Below are 23,747 nucleotides of genomic sequence, written 5' to 3'. Positions count from 1 at the left end.
AGCATAGACACACCGCGCTTTCCATGGAATACTCACAAGAATATTATACCATATTAACGCGGTGAATTGGTGGATTCATAAGACTTTCTCAACAGCCTGAAAAGTGCAGGTTTTTTCCGTAAAAATGGTTCATTTTGACGGAAAGCCTGCGATTGTGCAGGAATTTTGATTACAGATGGTCTGAGCCCCATGTTCGCGGCGAAAAGCCTGCACAATTGCAGGAATTTTACCGTGGCCCGCGTATCAACTGAGCAAAAACTGTACTTTTGCAGGTTTTTTTGAGTACAACCAGGCAGATGGTGCAATTGGGCTCTGGCGCGGGGGCTTCTGGGCAGGCAGATGGTGCCATCGGCTCTGACGTAGGGGTTCTGGGTAGGCAGATGATGCCATCGGCTCTGACGTGGGGGTTCTGGGCAGGCAGATGGTGCCATCGGCTCTGACGCGGGGGCTTCTGGGCAGGCAGATGATGCCATCGGCTCTGACGTGGGGGTTCTGGGCAGGCAGATGGTGCCATCGGCTATGGCGCGGGGGCTTCTGGGCAGGCAGATGGTGCCATCGGCTATGGCGCGGGGGCTTCTGGGTAGGCAGATGATGCCATCGACTCTGGCATTGGGGGGGGGTACTGGGCAGGGATTTCTCCCGCAGCCGTGCTGATGTACTCTCTCCTAGTGAGTGAGTTTCTCGGCAGTACGACTTTAACAGGTTTTCTCCCCTTAGCCAAGTTGCTGTGCTGCCTCCCAGCGTCCGGGTTATGCTCTTGCAGGTTTTCCTGAGCGCTGCCGGCAGTTTATTTAATTACCGCTAACGTGGTTTACCCGTATTCGGGAGCGCGCTGCACGGATGCCACTTTTTCGCCACTCCTCAAACGAAACAGTGTGCCGCGCAGAACTTGCGGTCGCGGGGTGCCGCCAAATGCTCCCCTGACCCCCGCGTATAAGCGGGATTTTCGCCGGCTCCGCCGGAAATTTATTTCCGCTTTCAACATAGCCTTTAAAGAATGAGCGCACAATAATTTGTGGCCTCATCTATGCAGCTCAGGCTCAAGGAACGGAGGGATGACTGTGGCGAATTCCGCCGATAAGCGAAGCGGAGGCATGGGCGGGTTTGTAGCAAAAGCGGTGCGGCTCCCCAGGCTGCTGCTGCAAATGTTCAAAAACAAAGCATCCACACTGATGTACTCGATGAAAGCCGCGGAAACGGCGGCCGGGCGGATGCCCCTTTCTCCCGAGACGATCCGGCGCCTGGAGCACAGCTTGAAGCTCCGGCTTCGGCTGCAGCAGGACGGCGCCGCTCTCCCTCCTCTTGCTTCGCAAGAAAAGCTTTTGGTCAGCAGCCTGAAAGAGCTTGTTCAGCGAAAAAACCGCAACAATGTAACGCGCACGCAAGCGTACTGGGCGGTTTATCAGGAGCATCCCGAGCTGCATTGGGCGCTGCTCGCCCATATGGTATCGCGCAACGGCGGGTGGTGCATGACGGATTTGCGAGGCGAGCTGCTCCCGCGTTTGCTGTCACAAGCCCACATCGAACACACCTTCGCTTTCCTCGAACGGGCGAACGCGCTTATTTTCCGCGATGCGTACCCACAGCTGCTGCTGTATGCCGAGAGCAAAAAGCGGGGGCACAGCTTGTTTCATTTACTGCCTCATTTCGGCGTATCCGCGTTTATGGAGGCTGTCTGGAACGATTACTGGAGGCACAAGGAGCCCATCCCTCTGACGATCGCCCTGATCATAAACGAGCAAAATTACATCGAACAGCGAATCGTCCGGAATCGTCACTACAAGCAGACTGTGCTGGACACGCCCGCTTTTAAAACGCAAGCCTGGCTGCAGTTGAATCAGGTGTTCTTCCCTTACCTGGCCCCGCTTGGCGCCAAATCGCCTGTGCATCTTCACCCCCGCCTGGCCGGTCTGACTCTGGAAAATTTCGGCAACTTAAACGAACGCATCGAATTCGGAAAAAGCTTGTATGCGATCCTGTACGGCATCCCCGTCGTCCATCAAGGCGTGCTGAAATTTGCCGCGGAGACTCCTCATACCGCCTCCCGGTCGGACTATTGGCCCCAGCTTTTCACAAGCGTCAAAAAAGCCCCTCCTGCCGGAAAATACGAGGAGAGGCTGAGCGGCCTTCATTTGAAAAAGGGGGCCGATCCCTTTTATAGTCCGGCGCTGCCCCGGGCATGGCCCGACCGGCTGCTTGCGCCCGTCGAACCGGGAGACTGGTTCGACGATTACCGCAAGCCGGTCATGCACATGCGGCCGATTCCCGTGCCCTTCGAGTTCGAGATGACAGCCGAAGCCTGCTTCGGCTTGAACAAAATCGAACTCGCCGTCGCAGCGGAGCAAGCGCTGCCGGAGCTGTAAAGCTTAGGCGCGGCCGAGCAGGCGTCCGGCTTTGCCGATGAGCTTTTGCAGCGGCGCGGGAAAGCTTTTGACGTCGTCTTTCGTCACGACGCGGGTCGCCAGCAGCATGAGCGGGTACAGCGCTATCGTTACTGCGCACACAATGACGGAATTGACGGCGGCATTCATGCGGTACCAGGCGAACAACTGGACATAGTGATGGGTCAGCCATTCTATGCCAAGACCGCAGACCGCGATTACGGCGATTGTCAGCGCAAGGCCGGCGGTTCGTCTGCCGAGCACGGTGAAGGCCACTTCCTTGCGGATGGCACGAATGTTGAGCCAGCTCATGGCGATAAAACAAAGCCCGGTGGACGCCGTAATCCCGTATATCCCCCATAAAGGCGACAGCAGCAAGCTTCCCGCCAGCTTCACCGCTACGCCGATTACGACATGAACGATGAGCGGCTTCATCCGGCCCATCCCCATGAGGACGGCTCCCGAGGTCTGCATGATGACCTGAAACATCGCGCTTAACGTCAACAGCGAAATCATATGCGGGCCATGGGCGATCCCGTAGGCCGAATCTTCATAGCCGAACAGCATCAGATCCAGCGGTCTGGCGGCAATGCTGATCATCAGCACGGCAGGCAGCCCTGACAAAATAGCCAACTGAAGCACGCGCGACGTCTGGCTGCTGACCTGCGTCAAGTCTTTTCTGGAGTAAGCCGCCGAAATAATCGGCACAACCGACTGGCTGAGCGCGACGGCCAAAATGATCGGAATACCCGCCAGCGATTGGGCCCGTCCGCCCATAATGCCGACAAGTCCGAGCGCTTCCTGCGCGCCGATCTTGCCTTCCAGCAGCGGAATAATCATCGAGGTATCGATGTTGTATACGAGCGGAACCGTCATCGAGAACAAAACGATCGGAATCGACAGCCGCAGCAGATTCCGGTAAATTTCCCGGTACCGCGGCAGCTCAGGCACAGGCCCCCCAGCCTCTACAGTAGCCGCTGCGGTTTGGCGGGGCGCCGCTTCTGCGGCTGCTGCATCCCGGCGCCTCAGCTTCAGCGCAAAATACAGCATAACCGCAAGCGCTGCGGCACCGCCGACAACGCCGCCGAAGGAGGCTCCGGCTACAGCCCAGCCCAGGCCGGCTTGCAGCAGGAAATAGGCCAGAGCAATCGAGGTCACGAGCCGGAATACCTGCTCGACGACCTGGGAAATGCCGTTCGGCATCATATTTTGCCTGCCCTGAAAATAGCCCCGCATGATGGCGATCAGCGGGAACATGAGCAGCGCGGGCGCGATGGCCCGCGTCGCCAAAGTCGCGTTCTCGCCGCCGCGGGAGATCGTTTCCGCATAAAGCGGCGCGAATGCGTAAAGCAGAGCCGTCATGACAACCCCCGCAACCAGCGCGAACCAGATGGCGGCTTTATAAATGCGCGCGGCCTCGGCCTGCCTGCCGAGCGCGTTTTTTTCCGATATCATTTTGCTTAATGCGCTTGGAATTCCCGCGGTCGCAATGACAAGCAAGGTCGAATACAGGCTGAATGCGATGGAATAGCTTCCATTGCCCGCATCTCCCAGCAAATGCACCAGCGGAATACGCTGAAAAACGCCGAGAAACCGCGCTACAAGCGCGGCCACGGTGAGAATGAGCGTCCCTTTTACGAGCGAGTCTTTTGTTTCCTTCGTCAACGTCCGTTCCTTCTCTCCCAATCGTTTAGTTATGAAAAATCCAGATGAGGAAAACAACGATCATAGCCAACTGCAGCACGATCTTAACTACGCTGCTGGCGAAAAAGCCAACCACCGAGCCGACCCCGGCGCCGAGCGCTTTTTGCCACCCGGTCCCGATGATCATTTCCCCGATAACGGCGCCGATAAACGGGCCGAGGATGATGCCGAATGCCGGAATAACAAAAGGGCCGACAATCAGGCCGACGGTGCTTCCGATTACCGAGGCCCTTGAGCCGCCGAATTTTTTGACGCCCATCGCGCTGACCGCATAATCCGCCACCATGATGACCGCGACGATTAATGTTTGAATGAGCCAGAACGAAACACCGAACGGCTCAAAACCGATCATCAGACCGTAGACGAAAAAAGCGCCATAGATCGCCAGCACGCCGGGCAGCACCGGATAGACCGCACCGGCCATACCCACGGCAAACAGCAGTATAACCAAAATCCAGCCTGTCACAACCATGCTTGACGAACTCCTATTTCAGGATATATTCATAAATTATTTTGGCAACCCCGTGCTCTTCGTTCGTCGCTGTGGTCGTATCGGCAATCCGCTTGACGCCTTCCTGCGCATTGCCCATCGCTACCCCCAAGCCGCTGGCGGTGAGCATGGCAATGTCGTTCTCGCTGTCGCCCATCGCGATCACTTCCGACATCCCAATGCCGAGCAAGCCGCATACCGCTTCAACCCCGCTCGCCTTGTTCACACCAAGCGGATTCAGCTCGATGTTGCACGGATGGGAATTCGTAACCTCAAGCTGCCCCCAGCTCTCCACTATCCGGCGAACCTGCCGCAATGCCGCCTCGTCTTCGGTGTAATAACCGAATTTCAGCCATTGATGGCTTGCAAGGTCTTCCGCCCAGTTGTCACGGTTATAGATACCGTCGACGGCGTACGCCCACCACCAGGTATCGTGCTGTACCGCAATTTCGTGCAGACTGCGCACGAGATCTACGGAGAGCAGCTTCCTGCTGTGCAGTTTGCCCGGCGCTTCCCATACCTCGCTGCCGTTGACCGTAACCATCGGCGTCTTGAGACCGAGTTCCGTCACATAAGGCATCGCGCTCTGCACGCCGCGGCCGGTCGAGAAAATGACCGTCACGCCCGCTTCAAGAGCTGCGGCGATCGCTTTTTTGTTCTCCGCGCTTATCTCTTTGTCTTCCGTAAGCAGCGTTCCGTCCATGTCGAGCGCCAGCAATTTGTAGTTTCCCATATGCGCCTCCCGTTTAATAAGCTGCTGCCGTCTTTTTCGGCAATTCTTCCAAATAGGTCACGTGCCACAAGGCGAAAATATAAATCGTCCATATGCGGCGCGCATAGTCGCCCTGGCCGCTGCGGTGCTTTTGCAGCATGCGCTCTACGGTGTCGATATTGATGTAATCTTCGATGCCGCTGGCTTTGATTTGTTCGAGCAGCATGTCCCCCATCGGGCCGTTCATCCAATCGCGCAGCGGCACAGGGAAGCCCAGCTTCGGACGATTCAGAATGAAATCCGGAATGATGCCTTCCATCGCTTTGCGGAAAATGTATTTGGTCGTTCCGTTTGCGATGCGGTATTTCGCCGGAATGCGGCGCGCCACTTCGAACAGTTCCTTGTCCAAAAACGGAACGCGCAGCTCCAGGGAGTGGGCCATCGTCATTTTGTCGGCTTTCATCAAAATGTCGCCGGGCATCCACAAATTCATATCGATATACTGCATCCGGCTGACCGGATCTAGGTGCTTCGTTTTGCCGTAGTAGTCGGCGGCGATTTGCAGCGGATTTTTGTACGACCGCAGCATCTCGCTATCCAGGCGGAGCACTTCGGCTTTCATGTCCTCGGTAAAAATTTTCGCGTTGCCGATAAAACGCTCTTCCAGCGGCGTCGTGCCGCGCAGCAAGTAGTTGCGGCCGGACATGCCGCTTGGCAGCATGCGGGCGAAGCGGTGCAGCATCCGCTTCACCGACAACGGCAGCCGCTCGATCGGGCTCAGCGACAAAGGCTCGCGGTAGATGCGGTAGCCGCCGAACAATTCGTCCGCGCCTTCGCCGGACAGCACGACCGTCACATGCTCTCTGGCCAGTTGGGCGACGTGATACAGCGCGATGGCCGAAGGGTCCGCGACAGGCTCGTCCTGATGCCAGATCGCCTTCGGCAGCGTGCCGAAGAAATCGTCGCGCGTAATGATTTTATCGTAATGCTCCGTTCCGAGGGCGGCAGCGGTTTGCGCCGCGATCGGCGTTTCGTTGTTCGGCCCTTCGAAGCCTACCGAGAACGTGCGGATCGGCTCGATGTTCCGCATATGGGTAGCGATCGCGGTGGAATCGATGCCGCTGGACAAAAAGCACCCGCGTTCCACATCGCTGACCATATGATGAGCAACCGAGTCCTTGAGCGTCTCGCGAATTTGCTCGACATATTCGTCGAACGGGCGGTCTTCCGGCTCGAACATCGGGTCCCAATATTTATGTATCGACATTTCACCGTCGAAGCCGACCTTGACATAATGCCCCGGAGGCAGCTTCTGAATGCCGTGAAACATCGTGTTAGGCTCAGGAACGTATTGAAAAGTCAAATAATTCAGCAGGCTGTCCGTATGAATCAGCCGGTTCATGCCTTCCGCAGCCAGCAAGCTCTTAATTTCCGAACCGAATAAAAACTGGCGGTCGTTGTAATGATAGTAAAACGGCTTAATGCCGAAATGATCGCGCGCGCCGAACAGCTGCTTCTTCTTTTTGTCCCAGATCGCAAATCCGAACATGCCGCGCATATGCTTGACGCATTCCTCGCCATATTCTTCGTAAAGATGAACGATAACCTCGGTATCGCTGTGCGTGCGGAACTGATGTCCGCGCCCGATCAGCATGCCGCGCAGCTCTTTATAATTGTAAATTTCCCCGTTAAAAATAATCCAGACCGATTCGTCCTCGTTCGTCAGAGGCTGATGCCCCTCCTGGATATCGATAATCGACAGTCTGCGAAAGCCGAGTCCTATCCGATTATCCGTCCAAAATCCGGAGTCATTCGGCCCGCGGTGCACGATGACATCCGTCATTTGCTCCAGCATGGGAACGGACGGTTCTCTATCTTCAAAATAAACTACGCCGGTAATACCGCACATGGTGAAACTCACTCCTCCACACTTGCATTCAAAAATCAGTCGGACTATCGATACATTAGTATACCATAACTGCCGTCCATACTGGAAATGAAGATGGAGGAACCCGGCTCGATCCCGGCAATTCGGATCTTATAAAAATATGAACGTAATGATCAGCCGTTTGAGAGATGAAGACCAGCGGACTTTTTTCACCGCGACTCACCGCCTTTTCCATTGTGCATAAATGTTTGCTCAAGGCAACTTTTTGGTAAAAGCTTCCTCGTGCTTTTATCATATGTCCGGGCAGGCGGAATGTGCCAAGAACTTTGGCGGAAAAGCCGGCCTTGTCGGCAAAATAGCGTAACACCGCGCGTGCAGCTCCCAGCCCGCGCGGTGTTGCGTTGTACGCCGGCGGTCGGGGCGATACTTGCCGATTCTGAAACTCGCAAAAGTCAGGGAGGCGCTGCCGCTTCTCCCCAACGCGCCCCTCCCATACAGGTTGTGGCGCTGCTCGGCGAGGGGGTAAGGAGCGGCTGGACAGGGAGAAAACCTGCAAAAGTGCAGTTTTTTTCCTTGAAATTGCTTCATTTCAATGAAAAGCCTGCAATTGTGCAGGAATTTTCGACCAAAATGAACCCGAGCCCTTTCGTGCGGCAAAAAACCTGCACAATTGCAGGAATTTGTCGCTGCAGGCGAATGAACGAGCAAAAAGATGCACTTTTGCAGGCTTTTTGCGCGGGGCAAGGCAATTTACGCTATCGGCTCAGGCGTGTGGATTTCTTGTCACTTTGACTATTGCAGGCTTTTTGCGCGCGGCGCGGCAATTTACTCTATCGGCTCGGGCGTGTGGATTTCTTGTCACTTTGTCTATTTCAGGCTTTCTGCTCGCGGCGCGGCAATTTAATCTATCGGCTCGGGCGTATGGATTTCTTATCACTTTGACTATTTCAGGCTTTCTGCGCACGGCAAGACAATTTACGCTATCCGCTCAGGCGTATGGATTTCTTGTCACTTTGACTATTTCAGGCTTTCTGCACACGGCATGGCAGTTTACGCTATCGGCTCGGGCGGATGGATTTCTTGATGGCCCCGCGGTCGAATTTTTCGACAGTCTAGAACATGCATCTTCTGCCTTTTGCTGCTCCGGCCAGCCGTCCTCCAACGTGGCCCCCTAAATACAAGAAAAGAAGCGCGCCAAAGCACGCTTCTTGATTCACTGCCATCCTTACCACGGTCTCTTGCCGCCGCCGAGTTTCGTCAAAATCCCGTCATTCGCCGCATCGTATGCGGAGAATATTTTCGCCGCGATCGGAGAGGCGCCGTAGCGTCCGAAACCGCCCTCGGGCACGACGACAGCTACGGCCAGCTTCGGATTCTCGACAGGTGCGAAGGCGATGAACACCGCATTTTCGACAGTGCCTCCGGATACGACTTGAGTGGACGTCCCCGTCTTGCGCGCCACGTTGAAAGGCAGGTCATCGATGCCTTCGGCACCGCTCTTCATACCGTGGACGATTGTATTCCAATCGCTGCTGGAGAACATCGTCGACGAATCGTCCAGCACTTCCGGCTCGATTTTTTTCACCAGCTGCCCTTCATAGCTTCTGATCTCATCCACAAAAAGCGGCTTCATCCGCTTTCCGCGGTTAGCCAGCGTCGCCGCGTATTGCGCAAGCTGCAGCGTAGTCGTCTTCTCGTTCTGTCCCCAGGAAGCATAGACCATGGCCGATTGGTAGCTGTCTTTTTTGGCGTTTTTGGCAAAGTCGTTCGATCCGGCAATTTCTCCGGGAAGTCCGCTTCCCGTTTTAACGCCGATGCCGAATTTCGCCAAATACTCCGCCCATTTATCGGTCACCGCCTGAGTTTCTCCGCCGTATTTTTTGTAGAACGGAATACCGATCATTGCCGACATGTAAGTGTTGGACGAATGTTCAATAGCGGAAGATGCAGTCAGTGGCCCGTATGCCGCCTTATCGGAGTTGGTAATCGTACTTGCGCTGCCTGTTTTGCCGAAACTGAAGGAACCGGTGTCGTAATAAGTGTCGCCTGCATTAAACAGCTTCTCTTTCAAACCGATTAGCACGGATAGAGGCTTGATCGTAGAGCCCATAAACACGATGGACGACGGATGCTTCGCATTTTCCTTTTCGGTCGGATATTTGGTCTTTGCGGTCGTAATCGAGCCGTTGGATATATAGGTGCCGATTTCGTCGTAGTCGTTCTGAGAAATCCCGCCGGTCCACACGTTCGCGTTATAGTCGGGATAGTTGGCCATTGTGACTACGCGTCCCGTATCGACTTCCATCGCTACCGCAAAGCCCGACGCGGCGTTCGTCCCCCACTTCAAATAAGGATTGCCCGCATTGGAGGGACTCTGCAGAGATTTGATATGATCCTCAAGCTCTTTTTCCGTTGTCTTCTGCACATCCTTGTTGATCGTCAAATACAGGTTGTTCCCTTTGACCGGTGCGGTTACCGTCGCTCTTCCGATAATTCGCATGACTGCGTCAACCGGATAAACTTTGCTGCCGTTCGTCCCCCGCAGCTCATCCTGATACATCCGCTCGATCCCGTCAAACCCTACGTTCTCGGCATCCAAGTATTCGGACTTTTCCGGGTTGTCCTTATACATATCTCTCGCCGTCTGCGTGGAGTACGACTTTAAGTACCCGATCAACTGCGTGGCGATCGTCGTTTTCCCGTCGTCATCCATTTCATACGTGCGGATGCTTTCCTCGTTCACTTCCAGCCATTTGTACTCGTCCCGGTGCTCCAGCAAATACGCGATTTCCGCCTGGGACAAGTCGGCTTTGATTCTGCGCGGGACCTGAAAATAACTCGGCGGCTTCGTATCCTTTTTGTTGATGTCGTAGCCCAAATCCATAGAAAGGATGATGTCCGCGGCCGTCAGCTTTTTGGCGTCCGGCTTGCCGTATTTGTCGAAAACGTCCTTCAGCTTGTTAGCGAGCGAAATCAAGTCATCCTTGTTCTGCTGCCCCGGCTCGATGCGGAAAAACAGCGACTGGATCGGAATCGTATAGGCCAGCGGCGATTTGTTGGAATCGTAAATATTGCCGCGGATCGGGGCAATTTTCGTTTTCGTGTTCGTGTTCGTATTTTCGGCCGCTTTCAGCTCCTTGTACTGCACGAACTGCAAAATCGCCAGCCGCACGATCAAGATGGAAAACAGCACAAATGTCAAAAAGAAAAAGATGTTGATGCGTAAGGAAAAGTGCCGCTTCTTGGTGATCTCGCTTTTTTTCGGGTCATCCATCGCTGCCGATGACTTCATTGCTTTTCAATCCTTTCTCACACACTGACATGTTCTTCGAACAGTTGAAGCAAAGAGCGGATGCCTTCTCCCGTGTGGTAGTCGTAGCGAAGTATTTTTACGGCATCGATGCCCGCCTGGCCCGGCGCCCAAATATCGTTGGTCTCATGATCTCCGATATAGAGAACGTCCCGGGGATCGATATTCGCCAGCTTCAGGGCCAAATGAAAAATCGCCGGGTCCGGCTTCTCCAGACCGACCTCCGTGGATACGATCACGGGCTCGAAAAAATGCAAAATGCCCTTGCTTGCCAAAATCGCTTTAAGCGTAGGAGCAAAATTGCTGACGATCCCAAGCCGGAAACCCATATCCCGCAAACGTTCCAGACACGGAATGACGTCGTCGAACAGCTCATAGTACTCCGGCGCCGTATAAATATCGTAGAGTTCGTGGCAGCAAGCATGTATTTCGTCAGCCGTCCAGGTTGCATGCGCGTCCAGCTTGTGAAGCACGTATTTATACAGGTCCACCCAAAATGCGCGGTCGGATTCCGGGGTGCAGGCTTCAAAAGAATCCGTCTTCTTCCCGTAATAAAATAGACGAAAAGCTTCCGCGAATAGTTCACCGATGTGCGCTTCATCCCTGTCCAGAGAACGATCCGCCAAGTACTGCTTCAGGATGGCTTGAGCTGCGGGAATCATCAGCAGGGTGTCGCCTGCATCGAAATATATCATTTTATACTGCCGAATGGGTTGTCGCATTGGATCTCCTTCATGATGCTGCTCATAATCATATTAACAATTCCGCTATTAAGTGTACCACACTTGCCTGGGAGGAAAAAAGAAGCCGCGCCCTTTGACTGGAAAGGCTGGCTTCCGGCGAATCCGCTATGTTTATGCTATGCCTCTTTGATGTGCGTTTGATCGAAATTCGGCGGGTTGAACCAGTTGCCTCCGCTTGCAACCCACGTCGAATCGAGCGGCACCCAGCGCTCCGATTCCTTCAAGTAAACTTCGTTCCAGGCATGAGGCCCATAGCTGCCCTTGCCATCGTAGCCAAGACCGGTCACAACCTTCACATCGAGCCCGACAGACCGCGCCATCAGCGCGTACAATCTGGAATAATCGATGCATACGCCTTTGCGAGTGCTAAACGTATCTTCAGGCGTCTGCTCCTTCCAGATGCGCTGATCCTCATACAGCCTCACCTTGTCCCAATCGTACTGCACCCGAGTTCCGACCCATTTGTACAGGAGCCGCGCCTTCTCCTCGTCCGATTTGCCGGGGGCCGTCACTTCCTTGGCCGCTTCGGCTATGTTGTCCGGTATATTGGCGTCCAGCACCTCGTATCTGCGCTGCAAAATGTTCGAGAACTCATTTTCGACCGCCCTGGTAAATACAGGAACCTTGTCGGCAATAAAGTCGCCCGTGAAAGGTGAGATGACTTCTTGCGCGCCCTTTTGATACATCTGCGACGATTGAATGTACGACGTGAGCGGCGAATGTGGGAACAAGGTTGCAAAAATAAACAGCGCCGCGATCAGCATCAGCGCCCTGGCGAATCCCGCAACGGCGCCTATAGCCCCGCCGGCCAAAGAACTGAGCAGCGATCTCCGACCCGCGCCGTAAGGATGACGTCCGGCCAGCCAATAGCGGGCAACCGGCTCGAACAAAAGATACAAAATGTGCTTCACGATCATATAGCCGAGCAAAAACAGCACGCCGAACCGGAGCAGCGGAAAATCGCGGATGCTCGTTACCGCCGTATAGTAAATCTGCTGCCACATCGTGATCTCCCCGGCGGGCAGCCGCAAATTTTGCGACTTGAGCCAGGTTTGAATAAGCGGGGAAACGAGCTGCACGCTCTTCCACGCCAAAAACATGCTGATGATAACCGTGAGCCCTTCGACGACCATGTAGACGAGATGCTTGGCCGAACCGGAGCCGCCGCGGAAAAAGCCCTGTATGACAGCGGCCGCAAACGTTAAAACAATGGCGATCGATATGAGATTAATTGTTGTCCATTTTGCGAGCATCATATCCGCCATAAGATTTCCCTCCTATTTTAAGCTAAGGCTTGGCATTTTTTTGCGCCTGCTCCACAAATGCGTTGATCGCCGCATTCGCGTTCATCGTAAACGTTGTTCCCATAAAGGTAACTTTCACTTCTTCCGAGCCCGCTTTTCCCTCGACCTTCAAGCTTTTGGTCGTGATCAAAAAGGAGCCGTCCGGATTCGCCTTGAACTGCGCGTCCTTGGCTTCGGAGGCCAATGCGCTTACGGCTTTGTCTTTCACCTCGTCGCCCACCTGGCTGACAACGCTTGCTCCTATGCTTTGCAGCTTATCCTTATAATTGGCTCCATATACGACCAGAGCCCCGACAATGACGATAACAAGTATCCATTTCATGATCGTTTTAACGATTCCAATAACGATAAAAAGAACAATGATCGCCGCAATGAGCAAATACCAGCGGTCCTGCGCGAAAGAAATCCATTGATCCAAGCGAAAATCCCTCCATTATTAAAAAAAGTACCTTCCTAATCATACTACAGCGCATCGTTATTGTTCATCTCTTTTTTTCCTTAATTCCGCTAACTTTTTCTGGATTTCGCCGCTCTTGTCGGCGTAATTTCTTGAGGAGCGGATGGACCGCCTTAACCGAAACAGGAGATACACGGCCGCGGCCGCCAGCAGCAGGATTACCATAGAGTCCATGCGGAAGCTCCTTTCTTTGGAAATGTGTCATTTATGCAGAAAGGTCATATCCTGCGGACAAGTCGCGTACATCTTAGAGACAAGACTCCTGAGTCAACATATTAAAAATGGGCGGTGAGATCTTTGAGAACGGCGATTTGGTTATATTTGTTTATGTTTGTTGCGTTTTTCGATCTGCACGCGCAGTATCCGATCTTGTCCCCTTTCGCTTTGTCCCTGGGCGCGGCGCCTTCTTTTATCGGCTTGATTATGGGCGTATACTCGATCACGCATCTGCCCGGAAATTTAATTGCCGGCTACGGTGTGGACAAATACGGCAGCAAGCTTTTCATCATCTTTAGCCTGATTGTAGCAGGGATCATCCTCTTATTTCAATCTATGGTCACAGACCCGTGGCATTTGCTGTACATTCGCTCCATCAGCGGATTTGTGCTTGCGTTTCTGTCGCCGGCGTGCCTCTCCCTGCTCGCCCGGATTGCCAAAGACCGCATTCACCAGAGCAAGCTGATGACAGGCAACGGCCTCGTCCATACGCTGGCCTCGGTCGTGTCCCCGGCAGCCGGAGCGCTGCTGGTCGCCAAAATCGGGTTTACGACCGCTTTTTCCGTGCTCGGCTGGGTACTGATCGTCACCGGGATTCTCGCTATTTTCGGCGTTAAGGAGCAAAAAGCTTCGGTGACGGCAGAGCTGTCCGATACCGCTCAGCCGCTGCTCGTCGATCACCATGGCCATTCGCTCCCGGAGCGGCCCGGCGACGTGACTCCGCACATGCCGATTCCCTGGCTTTTCTTTTTGATTCCGATGGCGATTTCTTGTTCGCAAGGCATTTTATTTTTCGAGCTGCCGCTTATGCAGGCATCCAGAGGCTCCATTTTAACCTCCGGCGTATTTTTCTCCCTGGTCAGCCTGGGGGCGCTGTGCACGCTGAGCATGTGGTTTTTGAACCAGGTTTCGCCTTCAATCCGTACTGTAGCGGGGAGCTTGTCGCTTGCTATCATATTTTTCGGCTTGGCCGTCAAATGGCCTGTACCGCTTTCAGTGTCGCTGTTTCTCATCGGGATGGCCAAAGGCGTCATCTTCCCGTCGCTCGCGGCGCTGCTCGCCGGCATCACAAGCAGCAGCCGGTACGGGCGCGTCTTCTCGCTGCTGTCGATTTCACACTCCATCGGCGCCTTCTTCGGACCGACGCTGGCCGGACAGCTCCGCGATCAAATTTCATCTTATTTCATCGCCTTTTTCATACTGATGCTGGCCCTTTCGCTGCTGCCCCTCCGCACCTTCAAGCTTCATGTAATACCCCATAATTAATCGGAAAACGGAGCCCGCAAAATCGCGAGGCTCCGTTTTTGTGCTGCGGATGCATGTTTCCTGTCATCTTCTTACTGCAATCGCAAATAATCAAAATCGACAAAACCGCCGGTTGATTTAGTAGCATAATTGAACAAAGCAAAACGGTATCCCATAAAGTGAGGCAGTGTATAAGACATCTGAAGCGTGCTGCCTATAGCCGTCCAATTTGTGCCGTCAAGACTGTAGTAAAAATAGGCTTTATCTGTCTGATTTTTAAAATCACAGAAAAGTTTAAGGTATACTCTGTTCTGGGTGACGGGGACGCTCGCCACTTCAGTCATTGTTCCCGAGCCGGCATTCGCCATCACAATGGATTTGGAAGTCCCGGACATCTTTACGCCGACAAATCCGTATTTAGCCTGAAACGCTGCAAGACCGGCATAATCGCCGTCCTTCATGCCGCTTGTTTCCAATGCAACGGTTCCTGTAGATTGCGGTCCGAATGTCCTTTGGGTAAGCGTGTTTCTGGCATCAAGAATGCTCGTGCTCACTTTTCCGGTCGTAATTCTCATGAATCCGGGACGCTGTGTAAGGGACCACTTCGTATTGTCAGGATTGTGGTTCCACTGCCACACCTTGCCAAGAGTCGTATTTGAAAATTCATCGGACGCATAAACCTTCTTGGCCGGATAACCTTCGACGGGAACATTCATGGTAAGGGGAACTTTACCGTTGACACCGAATACCGGCCAATTATTGGACCATGTAACCGGAACAAGATACGGCATACGTCCGATTGCCCCGCTGTCTTTAAACAGCATACCATACCAGGAGCCGGAAGCCGTATCGACAATGCCTCCCTGTGCAATGCCCGAATCCTTCAATACAACTTGACCTGTATACGGTCCGGTCAAGCTGCTTGCGCGGTAGCATAATTCAGTGCGGCCGCTTCCCGACGGCCAAACGATCAGGAATACATAGTACATTCCGTTGATCTTTTGGATGTGCGCGCCTTCGGCCTTCACTATGAAGCTGGAACCGGCAATATTACTTGAATTGGGGATAATTACTTGATTAAGCCCCCCTGATTTGATCGCTTTGGCGTCTGCCGTAAGCTCGATAATGCTGATGTTATCACTGCCATAAACCAGGAATACGCGTCCGTTATCAAACAGCAGCGATGCGTCATGGTAATAGCTGCCAAGCACTGACGATGTCCATGGGCCGGTTTCTATATTGTTCGTTTGATAAATGTAGGTTTTGCCGGTAGAATTCGAGCCAAAAGAAACATAATAAGTGCCGTTATTATATCTAAGGCTGCTTGCCCACGAGCCTCTTCCGTATTCGTTCTGCCCGTTGTTCAGATTTTGTGCGTCATTGTTGGCATACGTATCGTAAACATAATTTACGATTTCCCAATTTACGAGGTCGTTGGATTTCATGATCGGGACTCCAGGGTTCATATGCATGGTCGTGCTGGTCATATAATACGTATTGCCTACCCTGATCACATCGTTGTCCGGTGCATCGGCATATATAAACGGATTTGTAAAAGTAGTGGCTGCAAATGCGGTATAATTGGGCATCATACTCATGAATAATGTGAAAACCAATAAGAACACGCCTATTCTCTTATACATCATACAATCGCCTCCTTATAGGAAAATTGGACTGTAGACAGGTTTTTTAGCAACTGCTTCAAAAAAGATGAATGACGTTCGGAAAATGAACGTTAATTTCCCGAACGTCAAAAACGTTACTCCCTTATCCGTGCTGTAAATTCACGCTGCTCATGATTAGCGCGCAAACTGCCAGTAATCAAAATTAAACAAATTACCTGTCCCTGCTCCCGTAAACACGAAGAACACTTTGTGGACACCCGTTGCACCGCTGACATTGGTTGTTACTTCCTTCCAATTTTGCCACCCGCCTGTAGAAGGTACGGGAAGTGTTCCAACAAGAGTACCGGTTGGACTGTCAAGACGTATTTCAATATTGCCTCCTGTAGTCGCCGATGCTACATTTGCTTTAAAAGTCTTCGCTCCGCTGCCAAAGTCAGCATTTCCTACAGCTACCCAGTCCCCGTTATTTATATATGCTACATTTTGATTATTTACCGGTCCGCCTGCCGCTTGACTATCCTCAGTTTGGATACCTGCATTCCATCCGATCGTTTCCGCCTCAGTCCTGTTGTACGGATCCAGATTGGCGATCTGGGCTATGCCTGCCATATTTGCCTGAACTTCTTGTATCGTTCCATTCGAATTATACACAAGCTTATTGATATGCGGGGATCGGTATCCTTTTCCGCTTCCCAATTGAGCCGTGGCGACAGTTTGGGTATGGTACACGACATACCACTGGTTATTAAAGTTAAATACGGCATGGTGGTTGTTTCCGCCGCCCCCGAAAAATGCGCCCGGATTTTTCAGGAAATGCCCTGTATACGTAAAGGGCCCCATAGGACTGCTGCTCATCATGTAGCCGATCTCGCCTGCCGGATAAGCGGCCGGGTGCGTACCGGAGAAATTGATACAATAAGAGTAGTAATATTTGCCGTTGTACTTATGAATGCCGGAGTCTTCAAACATGTAAGGAGCATCAATGGTTACTGCGCTTCCAACAATACTCGTCATATCGGCGCCCAATTTCAAAACTCTGGCTGTTTTGGGATTGGCAACCGATGCCGGATCCGAGGTATTGGGTATTCCCCCGCCGACATACAAATATCCTTGACCATCATCATCCACAAATACGGCCGGGTCAAAAAGCCATGTAACTCCGGCGACTCCGGGCGTATTGCCTGTAACAAGAGCTTTTCCGATCGGATCTGTCCATGGTCCTAGCGGAGAATCCGCAGTCAGCACGCCAATACCCGATGCGCCATTTGCAAAATAAAGGAAAAATTTCTCCTTGCCGTTTATCGTTTTGTGTGTGGCAGCCGGAGCCCATGAAAGTGACGCCCATTTGGCAATACCTTTGCCGTTATTGCCGCTATTGGCTCCCGCTACCGGAATGGAACCATGATCTGTCCAGTTCACCATATCAGCGGAAGATATGACATTAACTTTATACAATGCGCTAAAATCATTTTCTTTAACAGTCCCGTTGCTATTATTTACATACGCATCGCTTGACATATAAATGTAAACCCTTCCATTATAGACCATCGCAAAGGGGTCTGCCCCCAATTTATGGTCCATAAGCGGGTTTGAATTCCCCGGAAGTTTTGCAGTCGCACTGTTGGCGGCATATGCGGACGTCAATGGCACAGCACTGAGCGTTAATGAACAAGCCAATACAATCGCACTTAATTTTTTTAACATAATACATTTTCCTCCTTTTAAAATATCGCTTGCCGCTTGCGCGGGGTATACAGCACTGCAGAATTCGGCGCCATAGCAATCGGTTGTCAGACGGTGTCGGCGCAGTTGTTCCCATCGTTCATGCAACGACAGAATGTTTGGAAAGAGCTCGTCGGTTGACTTCGTAAGCGTTTGCATAATACTTTTCGGGTTAACTTCAATATTTCATAACAAGCGAATCTGAAAAGTCCGTTAAAACTTTAGAACGTTCAACAAATTTTATCTCTCCTTTCTAAGTTTTTTAACGGATCGTTCATTGCAAGAACATTGCATGCGCACTCCTTTCACTATATTTGGCAATAATCTGGTGAAGCAACTCCATTATAAAGCGCTTTCTTTTTTGAAAAAATAGAATTTATTTGGAATAAATTGTGTTATTTTATGAATTTTGTGCTAAAGAATCAGAAAGTTGGTGTTGTTCATTGACAAATCAATGATATTGCTTGATTTTATCTTAGAATGTCCGCAAAGAGTCGATTGATAAAGAGACCTTCTATGCGCCTCAAAGAATCCTGCTTTCGAAAAGTTATTTTACGAAAAAAAGTACTGCGACGTCTTTAGCGGATCGGTCTGTCAACGCTTGTCATTTCCCGGGAAATCCGCACATGATTTGCCTGAAAATCGCATAAAGGGCTTGGATCGCTCGCCAAAACTGGTTATAATACAAAAAAAAGCAGCGAGGGGGCCCCTATGTCGATAGCTATAATTGTCGAAGGCAAAAATGACAAAAGCCGATTGAAACGAATCGTCAGCGAGGAAATTGCAATTTTCTGCACATACGGCACACCCAACTCGGCGACGCTGGAAGATTTGAAGAAAAAAGCAGGCGATCGCCAGGTTTACATATTTACCGATAACGATTCTTCCGGAAAGCGGATCCGCGCTCTGCTGTGCGACGCCTTTCCCGACGCCGAGCAAATCTATACACGCAAAGGCTATGCCGGAGTGGAAGGAACGCCCGAAGAATATCTGATCCAGCAACTAGAAAAAGCAGGGCTGGAAGAGTATATTATATACCCTGATCCAAGCCCTGCTTTGGAGTAAAACCGAGGTTAATCGGACGGACTCCCGCTTCCCTCTTGCGTATTATTTGCCTTTGGACAACGTAATGACGTCCTTCACTATGTAATTCGCATCCAGCTTCGGATCGCCCGCATCGTAATAATTGCGGAGCACCCCTTTCGGATCGACCAACAGAATGGCGTTGGAATGCGAGAAATCCCCATTCTTCTCTTTGATCACCATAATGCCGAAATCTTCGGCAAGCTTCTTCGTCTCCGCCTCGTCACCGCGCAAAAACGTCCATCCTCCCGGCACAGGCTTCGATTCGAACCTGCTGCCGAACTCCTTCAACACAGCCGGGGTATCCCTGGTCGGATCAACCGTAATCGAAAGAATTTCCGCCTTGCTGCCGAGAAGCCCTTTTTCCTTTAACGATGCTTGTACGTTGGAAAGGATAAATGAAGTCGGCATGCATACGTCAGGGCAAAAAGAGTAGAAGAAATACACGAGTCTGACTTTCCCGTTCAAATCCTTGGATGAAACCGTCTTACCGTCCAAATCCGTCAATTGAAAATCCGGGGCCGGCTTCATCGCCCTAAGCCGCTCATCGCTTCCGTCCTGCTGAAACCACAGCTTGTATGCAAAAGACGCAATCATTGCCACCAAAATGATGCCGATGGCCATTTTAAACCAGTTTTTCGCTAAAAACACATTCATTCCGCTTCTTTTCCCCCATCCCATGTTCAAAAGCAAAATAAAATCCCATGTCGCCATGGGAAGTCGTAAATCCGCTCTGCCTTACTTCATTGTACTGAACACCATCAAAATGGACAACAGCGTTAAATAGTTAAGCGAGTAAATAAACATGCCTTTTGCCCATTTGATTTCGGATTCGCCGTGCATGCCAAACCCTCTTACCGCCATAAACACCCAAATCAAGCCAAGCGCTGTCGAGACGATCAGGAACGTGTAGCCGAGATAGCCGAAAGCCGTCAGCATAACCGTAACCGGGACTAAAAGAACCACGTAGCGAAGCATGCTGACTTTCGTAACGTAGAAGCCTTTCACTACGGGAAGCAAAGGAAATCCCGCCGCGCGGTATTCTTCCGACCTGCGAATGCCAAGCGCCCAGAAATGAGGCGGTTGCCAGAGGAACAGAAACAAATACAGCAAAATTGCTCCAAGATCGAACTTTCCGGTGACTGCGCAGTAACCGATGATAGGAGGCACCGCGCCGGAAAATGCGCCCACGAACGTGCTCCATACGGAAGTTCTTTTAAACCAGGCCGTATATACCCATACGTACAGGAACAAACCGATCAATCCAAGCAGCGCCGCCAATGGCGAGTTCGCCAGCAAGTACAGTGTGCCCAGTCCGAGAACTCCGAGAATGATCCCGTATGCCAGCACGACGTTCGGCGCCATTCTTCCGCTTGGCAGGGCGCGATTGCGGGTCCGCTCCATCTTGGAGTCCATATCCCGGTCCAAATAGTTGTTCAACACGGTGCCTGAAGCCATGACGAGCGCCGATCCGAGCAGCGTGTAAAGCAGCAGCAGCCAGTTCACATCCCATTTGGATGCGACCCAAAAGCCTGCGAACGCAGTCATTGAATTAGAATAAATCAACCCTGGCTTCGTCAACCGATAAAAATCTTTAATAGAAACAGGCTCTGCCGAGGTTTGAACGGCGCCGGCTTCGTGCGCTTCCGGATGTTCGGCCGTTTTGACCGCCGCGTTCGGAACCGACTCGTAGCTTACTTGCTTTTCCACGTAATTGCCCTCCTGTATATGAACTGCCGAGCAAATCAATAACCCTGATTTTCAACAATCTAATCATACCAACCTGAATCCCGTTTGACAATGAAACGAGCGCAGTTGTCATCATTTTGTCGATTCTCTTTCCCAGTATGCGTGTAAAAAGTCACAGCCATTCTATTTTCGTTAACAATGTCCGATTTCCCGCAAAGAACGCGCTGCAGCACCTATTTCAACCGGTGGAGTGTACCCGTTTCACTGCTTTCCACGCATACCGGGGAATAAATTCCCTCATCCCGCCCGGGAGCTTTTGTACCTGGCCGGTTAAAGGCGACGCTCGGCGCTCCACGTTGGGAAGTGGCTCGGGAGTGGGCAATTCCTGCAAAAAACCCCATGCCGCTGGGCGGTACACATGAAGGCGAATTTAGTGTATAGCTACCGGCATCGAACTGGCCGTCAATGACGGCGCTCCACACTCGGAAGATGGCAATTCCTGCAAAAGTGCAGGCTTTTTCGATGGAAACGGATCGTTTGGAGGAAAAGCCTGCGTTTGTGCAGGAATTTACGCTCATGACGGGCATGAGCCCGCTTTATAGCGTAAAAAACTGCAGTTTTGCAGGAATTGTTCGGGGTGAGAGCTGGTGGAGAGCGAAAAGATGTACTTTTGCAGGCTTTCCCGTTCAAACAGGGGGGGCCGAGGATTCAGCAGTTCCCGGAGAAGCTCCGCGGCATCGAACTGGCCGTCAAAGACGGCGCTCCACGTCGGGAATTGGCTCGGGAGAAGGCGATACCTGCAAAAGTGCAGGCTTATTCGATGGAATCGGCTCGTTTGGAGGAAAAGCCTGCGTTTGTACAGGAATTTACGCTCAAGTCGGGCATGAGCCCGCTTTTGCGTACAGGCTGATTCTATTTATTAATAGTTAACGGCATTAACGATAACAAGCTGGCGCGAATCGCGTTCCATGCCGTACCGAGCGTGTGCTGAAGTTCCCAGGCGCAGGTTCCCAGCGCCGACACGACGATTCCGTGCTTGTAGGCGAGGCTTGCTCCGAACCGGACCGAAGGCGGCGCTGCAAGATTCAGCTGCTCGATCACCGCGTCCAGATGCTTTTGCCCGATCCGGTCGGAGAAGATGAGGAGGCTGCCCAGATGGGTTTCCGCCCCCCAGCATCCGGGCGAGGACAAATCCATCGCGGACGGCACGATCCTTTGGTTTTGGCAGTAAACAAGCTCCCCGCCGTACCGGACTTTCATCCGGCTTTCGCAGTTGGCGTACTGGAACAGTTCGCCCCGCTGAGCGCGTCCCGGACATAGAATGTCCGACATGACGAGAACCGAGCCGGAAGCGGCGTCCACCTCCGTGTCGGCGGTAAACCGCGCGTCCGTGTAAAGCATCACGGGCTCGGGGATATATTCCAGCACTGCGCCCGCTTCCAAACGAATCCTTTGGCGCTGCGTGCTGCCGGCGCCTTCAATTGAAGGATGAACCTTCGTAAACGACTGGTTCGTCAAAAAAACGCGGGCGCCGGGTCCCAGGCGCCACTCCAGCTCATATTGATCCCCGGCCATAAGGCCTGGGGAGCAATCCATTACATAGACGCCGAGCTGATCCTCCGGATCGGCGCCAACGTTGAGCGTTTCGTTCTCGTAACGAAACGTTTTGGCGATTTTGAACGGGGAGGTGTGGTATTTGCCCGCGAGCTGCGTCCTGCCGCCGCGCAGCGCAAATTCCGCACGAATCTCCCCGGTCATGCTAGGCATGGGTATACTCCCGCTCCACCCATGCCACAATATCGTCCAACCCTGTGCCGCCCATCAGGTTGGAAAAAATATAAGGACGCTCGCCGCGCATCTTTTTCGTATCCTCTTCCATCACATCGAGGCTGGCGCCGACGTAGGGGGCCAGATCGATTTTGTTAATGACGAGCATGTCGGAGCGGATGATGCCCGGGCCGCCTTTGCGCGGAATTTTTTCCCCTTGCGCCACGTCGATAATATAGATGAAGCGATCTACCAGCTCCGGGCTGAAAGCCGCGGCCAAATTGTCGCCGCCGCTCTCGATGAAGATGATATCCAGCTTCGCGAAGCGCTTCTCCAGCTCTTCGATCGCTTCGAAATTCATCGAAGCGTCCTCGCGGATCGCCGTATGCGGGCAGCCGCCGGTCTCTACGCCGATGATCCGCTCTTCCGGCAAAGCCTCCGAACGGATCAAAATTTGCGCATCTTCCTTCGTATAAATATCGTTCGTAATGACCGCGATGCTGTAATGGCGATTCAGCTTGCGGGCGAGGCGTTCGACGAGCGCCGTCTTGCCGGAGCCAACCGGGCCCCCGATACCGATCCGCATCGGACGCGAGCGGTCCACCTCGGGTTTTTCCCAATGATGGTGATGATGTCCTTGACCTTGGCACATATGAATTCCTCCCAAAATGAATATTGGCTTTTATTTTCAAGATTTCAAGACATAAACAATCGGGAATACAGCGTTTCATGCTGCATCATGGCGAGATCGGCGGCCGGCGAGGCCGTGTAAGCCTCCGTCGGGTCCAGCCCGGATGCCTGCTCCCATGCACTGCGCGTTAACGGCAGGAGCTTGGCGAGCAGCATTTGCCCCTGCGTCTGGCCTATCGACATGAGCCGCAGCGCGCTGTTGATGCACGTGACGATGCAGCAATAGAGGTACCCTTCCGCCGCTTGCGCCAGCGGAACGTGCAAATGATAGCTCGCCCAGCCGTGCACGAGCGCATGGGTGCCGAAGCAGCGCTCCGCCTTCACGGCTTCGTGAAGCGGCTCCCACGCCAGCTCCGGATACATCGCCTTGGCGAGCTGCAGCAGCCGGCGGCCCATTTTTTGCGCGCCCGCTCTGGCTTCGCTGGAAGCCCGCTGAACGTGCATCATGCGGTCGACTTCCCACAGCCGATCCCATTCCTGCGCCGGAATGTGCATGTAGGCCGCTTTGATCGTCAGCGCATCCGATGTCGACCAATTGCAAGCAAGCATGGAGCGAATGTAGGCTTCCAGCTGCTCCATCGTCGTCAGCCGGCCCTGCTGCACCAGCGTTTCCAGGCCGAAAGAATGGGAGAAGCCGCCGATCGGCAGCGCCGAATCGAGCATCTGCTGGTAGGCCAGCCAGTGAAAAGGGGGAGCGGTAGTCATCGGTGTCACCTGCCTT

General features: G+C 52.7%; 22 protein-coding genes. 5 read left to right on the top strand and 17 right to left on the bottom strand.

The window, feature by feature from the left end; translation table 11 throughout:
- Positions 1-1,061 precede the first annotated feature (1,061 nt).
- Positions 1,062-2,363, top strand: a complete 1,302-nt coding sequence (locus tag AC6RNO_RS25270; RefSeq protein WP_474680088.1) for a DUF2515 family protein — start codon at positions 1,062-1,064, stop codon at positions 2,361-2,363.
- 3 nt (positions 2,364-2,366) lie between these two features.
- On the opposite strand, the gene AC6RNO_RS25265 is transcribed toward AC6RNO_RS25270, so the two are convergent.
- From AC6RNO_RS25265 to AC6RNO_RS25245, 5 genes are read right to left on the bottom strand one after another with little or no spacing between them, the layout of a single operon-like run.
- Positions 2,367-4,046, bottom strand: a complete 1,680-nt coding sequence (locus tag AC6RNO_RS25265) for a putative polysaccharide biosynthesis protein (RefSeq protein ID WP_488435215.1) — start codon at positions 4,044-4,046, stop codon at positions 2,367-2,369.
- Positions 4,047-4,071: 25 nt separating this feature from the next.
- Positions 4,072-4,557 (bottom strand): DUF456 domain-containing protein, encoded by a 486-nt coding sequence (locus AC6RNO_RS25260; RefSeq protein WP_488435216.1) that lies wholly within the window; start codon positions 4,555-4,557, stop codon positions 4,072-4,074.
- Positions 4,558-4,570: 13 nt separating this feature from the next.
- Positions 4,571-5,308: a Cof-type HAD-IIB family hydrolase gene (locus AC6RNO_RS25255; protein ID WP_488435217.1), complete on the bottom strand. Its 738-nt coding sequence runs from the start codon at positions 5,306-5,308 to the stop codon at positions 4,571-4,573.
- 13 nt (positions 5,309-5,321) lie between these two features.
- On the bottom strand, positions 5,322-7,196 hold the full coding sequence (gene asnB, locus AC6RNO_RS25250) for an asparagine synthase (glutamine-hydrolyzing) (RefSeq protein ID WP_497107154.1): 1,875 nt from the start codon (positions 7,194-7,196) through the stop codon (positions 5,322-5,324).
- Between the two features lie 55 nt (positions 7,197-7,251).
- Positions 7,252-7,542 (bottom strand): hypothetical protein, encoded by a 291-nt coding sequence (locus tag AC6RNO_RS25245; protein WP_474680083.1) that lies wholly within the window; start codon positions 7,540-7,542, stop codon positions 7,252-7,254.
- A 313-nt stretch (positions 7,543-7,855) separates the two neighbouring features.
- Between AC6RNO_RS25245 and AC6RNO_RS25240 the strand changes: the two genes are divergently transcribed.
- Complete coding sequence (locus AC6RNO_RS25240) at positions 7,856-8,350, top strand: hypothetical protein (protein ID WP_497107153.1); 495 nt, start codon at positions 7,856-7,858, stop codon at positions 8,348-8,350.
- A gap of 50 nt (positions 8,351-8,400) precedes the next feature.
- Here the strand turns inward: AC6RNO_RS25240 and AC6RNO_RS25235 are convergent, their stop codons facing one another.
- The 5 genes from AC6RNO_RS25235 to AC6RNO_RS25215 form a co-directional block, all read right to left on the bottom strand.
- Positions 8,401-10,467: a penicillin-binding transpeptidase domain-containing protein gene (locus AC6RNO_RS25235; RefSeq protein ID WP_497107152.1), complete on the bottom strand. Its 2,067-nt coding sequence runs from the start codon at positions 10,465-10,467 to the stop codon at positions 8,401-8,403.
- Positions 10,468-10,484: 17 nt separating this feature from the next.
- Positions 10,485-11,207 carry an HAD-IA family hydrolase gene (locus AC6RNO_RS25230; RefSeq protein ID WP_474680080.1) on the bottom strand — a complete coding sequence of 241 codons (723 nt, stop codon included), beginning with the start codon at positions 11,205-11,207 and terminating at the stop codon, positions 10,485-10,487.
- A gap of 137 nt (positions 11,208-11,344) precedes the next feature.
- Complete coding sequence (locus AC6RNO_RS25225; RefSeq protein WP_497107151.1) at positions 11,345-12,493, bottom strand: transglutaminase domain-containing protein; 1,149 nt, start codon at positions 12,491-12,493, stop codon at positions 11,345-11,347.
- 22 nt (positions 12,494-12,515) lie between these two features.
- Positions 12,516-12,950: a hypothetical protein gene (locus AC6RNO_RS25220; protein WP_474680078.1), complete on the bottom strand. Its 435-nt coding sequence runs from the start codon at positions 12,948-12,950 to the stop codon at positions 12,516-12,518.
- A 57-nt stretch (positions 12,951-13,007) separates the two neighbouring features.
- A complete protein-coding gene (locus AC6RNO_RS25215; RefSeq protein WP_488435222.1) occupies positions 13,008-13,163 on the bottom strand; it encodes a hypothetical protein in 156 nt (51 codons plus the stop codon).
- 123 nt (positions 13,164-13,286) lie between these two features.
- On the opposite strand from AC6RNO_RS25215, the gene AC6RNO_RS25210 reads away from it, so the two are divergent.
- A complete protein-coding gene (locus AC6RNO_RS25210; protein WP_474680076.1) occupies positions 13,287-14,471 on the top strand; it encodes an MFS transporter in 1,185 nt (394 codons plus the stop codon).
- A 71-nt stretch (positions 14,472-14,542) separates the two neighbouring features.
- Here AC6RNO_RS25210 and AC6RNO_RS25205 read toward each other — a convergent pair whose 3' ends face one another.
- Together AC6RNO_RS25205 and AC6RNO_RS25200 are read right to left on the bottom strand one after the other, a co-directional pair.
- Positions 14,543-16,093: a glycoside hydrolase family 43 protein gene (locus AC6RNO_RS25205; RefSeq protein ID WP_474680260.1), complete on the bottom strand. Its 1,551-nt coding sequence runs from the start codon at positions 16,091-16,093 to the stop codon at positions 14,543-14,545.
- 156 nt (positions 16,094-16,249) lie between these two features.
- The gene (locus AC6RNO_RS25200; RefSeq protein WP_497107150.1) at positions 16,250-17,779 is read right to left on the bottom strand and encodes a carbohydrate-binding protein; all 1,530 of its coding nucleotides are present in this window, start codon (positions 17,777-17,779) and stop codon (positions 16,250-16,252) included.
- Positions 17,780-18,508: 729 nt separating this feature from the next.
- Here AC6RNO_RS25200 and AC6RNO_RS25195 point away from each other — a divergent pair.
- On the top strand, positions 18,509-18,862 hold the full coding sequence (locus tag AC6RNO_RS25195; protein ID WP_474680074.1) for a ribonuclease M5: 354 nt from the start codon (positions 18,509-18,511) through the stop codon (positions 18,860-18,862).
- A gap of 42 nt (positions 18,863-18,904) precedes the next feature.
- On the opposite strand, the gene AC6RNO_RS25190 is transcribed toward AC6RNO_RS25195, so the two are convergent.
- Together AC6RNO_RS25190 and cyoE are read right to left on the bottom strand one after the other, a co-directional pair.
- Positions 18,905-19,537, bottom strand: a complete 633-nt coding sequence (locus AC6RNO_RS25190) for an SCO family protein (RefSeq protein ID WP_488435224.1) — start codon at positions 19,535-19,537, stop codon at positions 18,905-18,907.
- 81 nt (positions 19,538-19,618) lie between these two features.
- Complete coding sequence (cyoE, locus tag AC6RNO_RS25185; RefSeq protein WP_474680072.1) at positions 19,619-20,590, bottom strand: heme o synthase; 972 nt, start codon at positions 20,588-20,590, stop codon at positions 19,619-19,621.
- Between the two features lie 616 nt (positions 20,591-21,206).
- On the opposite strand from cyoE, the gene AC6RNO_RS25180 reads away from it, so the two are divergent.
- A complete protein-coding gene (locus AC6RNO_RS25180; RefSeq protein ID WP_488435225.1) occupies positions 21,207-21,479 on the top strand; it encodes a hypothetical protein in 273 nt (90 codons plus the stop codon).
- A 2-nt stretch (positions 21,480-21,481) separates the two neighbouring features.
- On the opposite strand, the gene AC6RNO_RS25175 is transcribed toward AC6RNO_RS25180, so the two are convergent.
- Genes AC6RNO_RS25175 through AC6RNO_RS25165 form a run of 3 tightly spaced genes read right to left on the bottom strand, consistent with a single transcriptional unit; the run spans position 21,482 to position 23,731 of the window.
- A complete protein-coding gene (locus AC6RNO_RS25175; RefSeq protein WP_488435226.1) occupies positions 21,482-22,336 on the bottom strand; it encodes an urease accessory protein UreD in 855 nt (284 codons plus the stop codon).
- Positions 22,329-22,988 carry an urease accessory protein UreG gene (gene ureG, locus AC6RNO_RS25170; RefSeq protein ID WP_474680069.1) on the bottom strand — a complete coding sequence of 220 codons (660 nt, stop codon included), beginning with the start codon at positions 22,986-22,988 and terminating at the stop codon, positions 22,329-22,331. Before ureG ends, AC6RNO_RS25175 begins: the two co-directional genes overlap by 8 nt.
- A 44-nt stretch (positions 22,989-23,032) precedes the next feature.
- Complete coding sequence (locus AC6RNO_RS25165; protein ID WP_488435358.1) at positions 23,033-23,731, bottom strand: urease accessory protein UreF; 699 nt, start codon at positions 23,729-23,731, stop codon at positions 23,033-23,035.
- Between the last annotated feature and the right edge of the window lie 16 nt (positions 23,732-23,747).

The organism is Paenibacillus sp. sgz302190 (assembly GCF_059820445.1).
The sequence above is the reverse complement of the archived record's forward strand: the minus strand, read 5'-3'. Positions and strand labels throughout refer to the sequence as shown.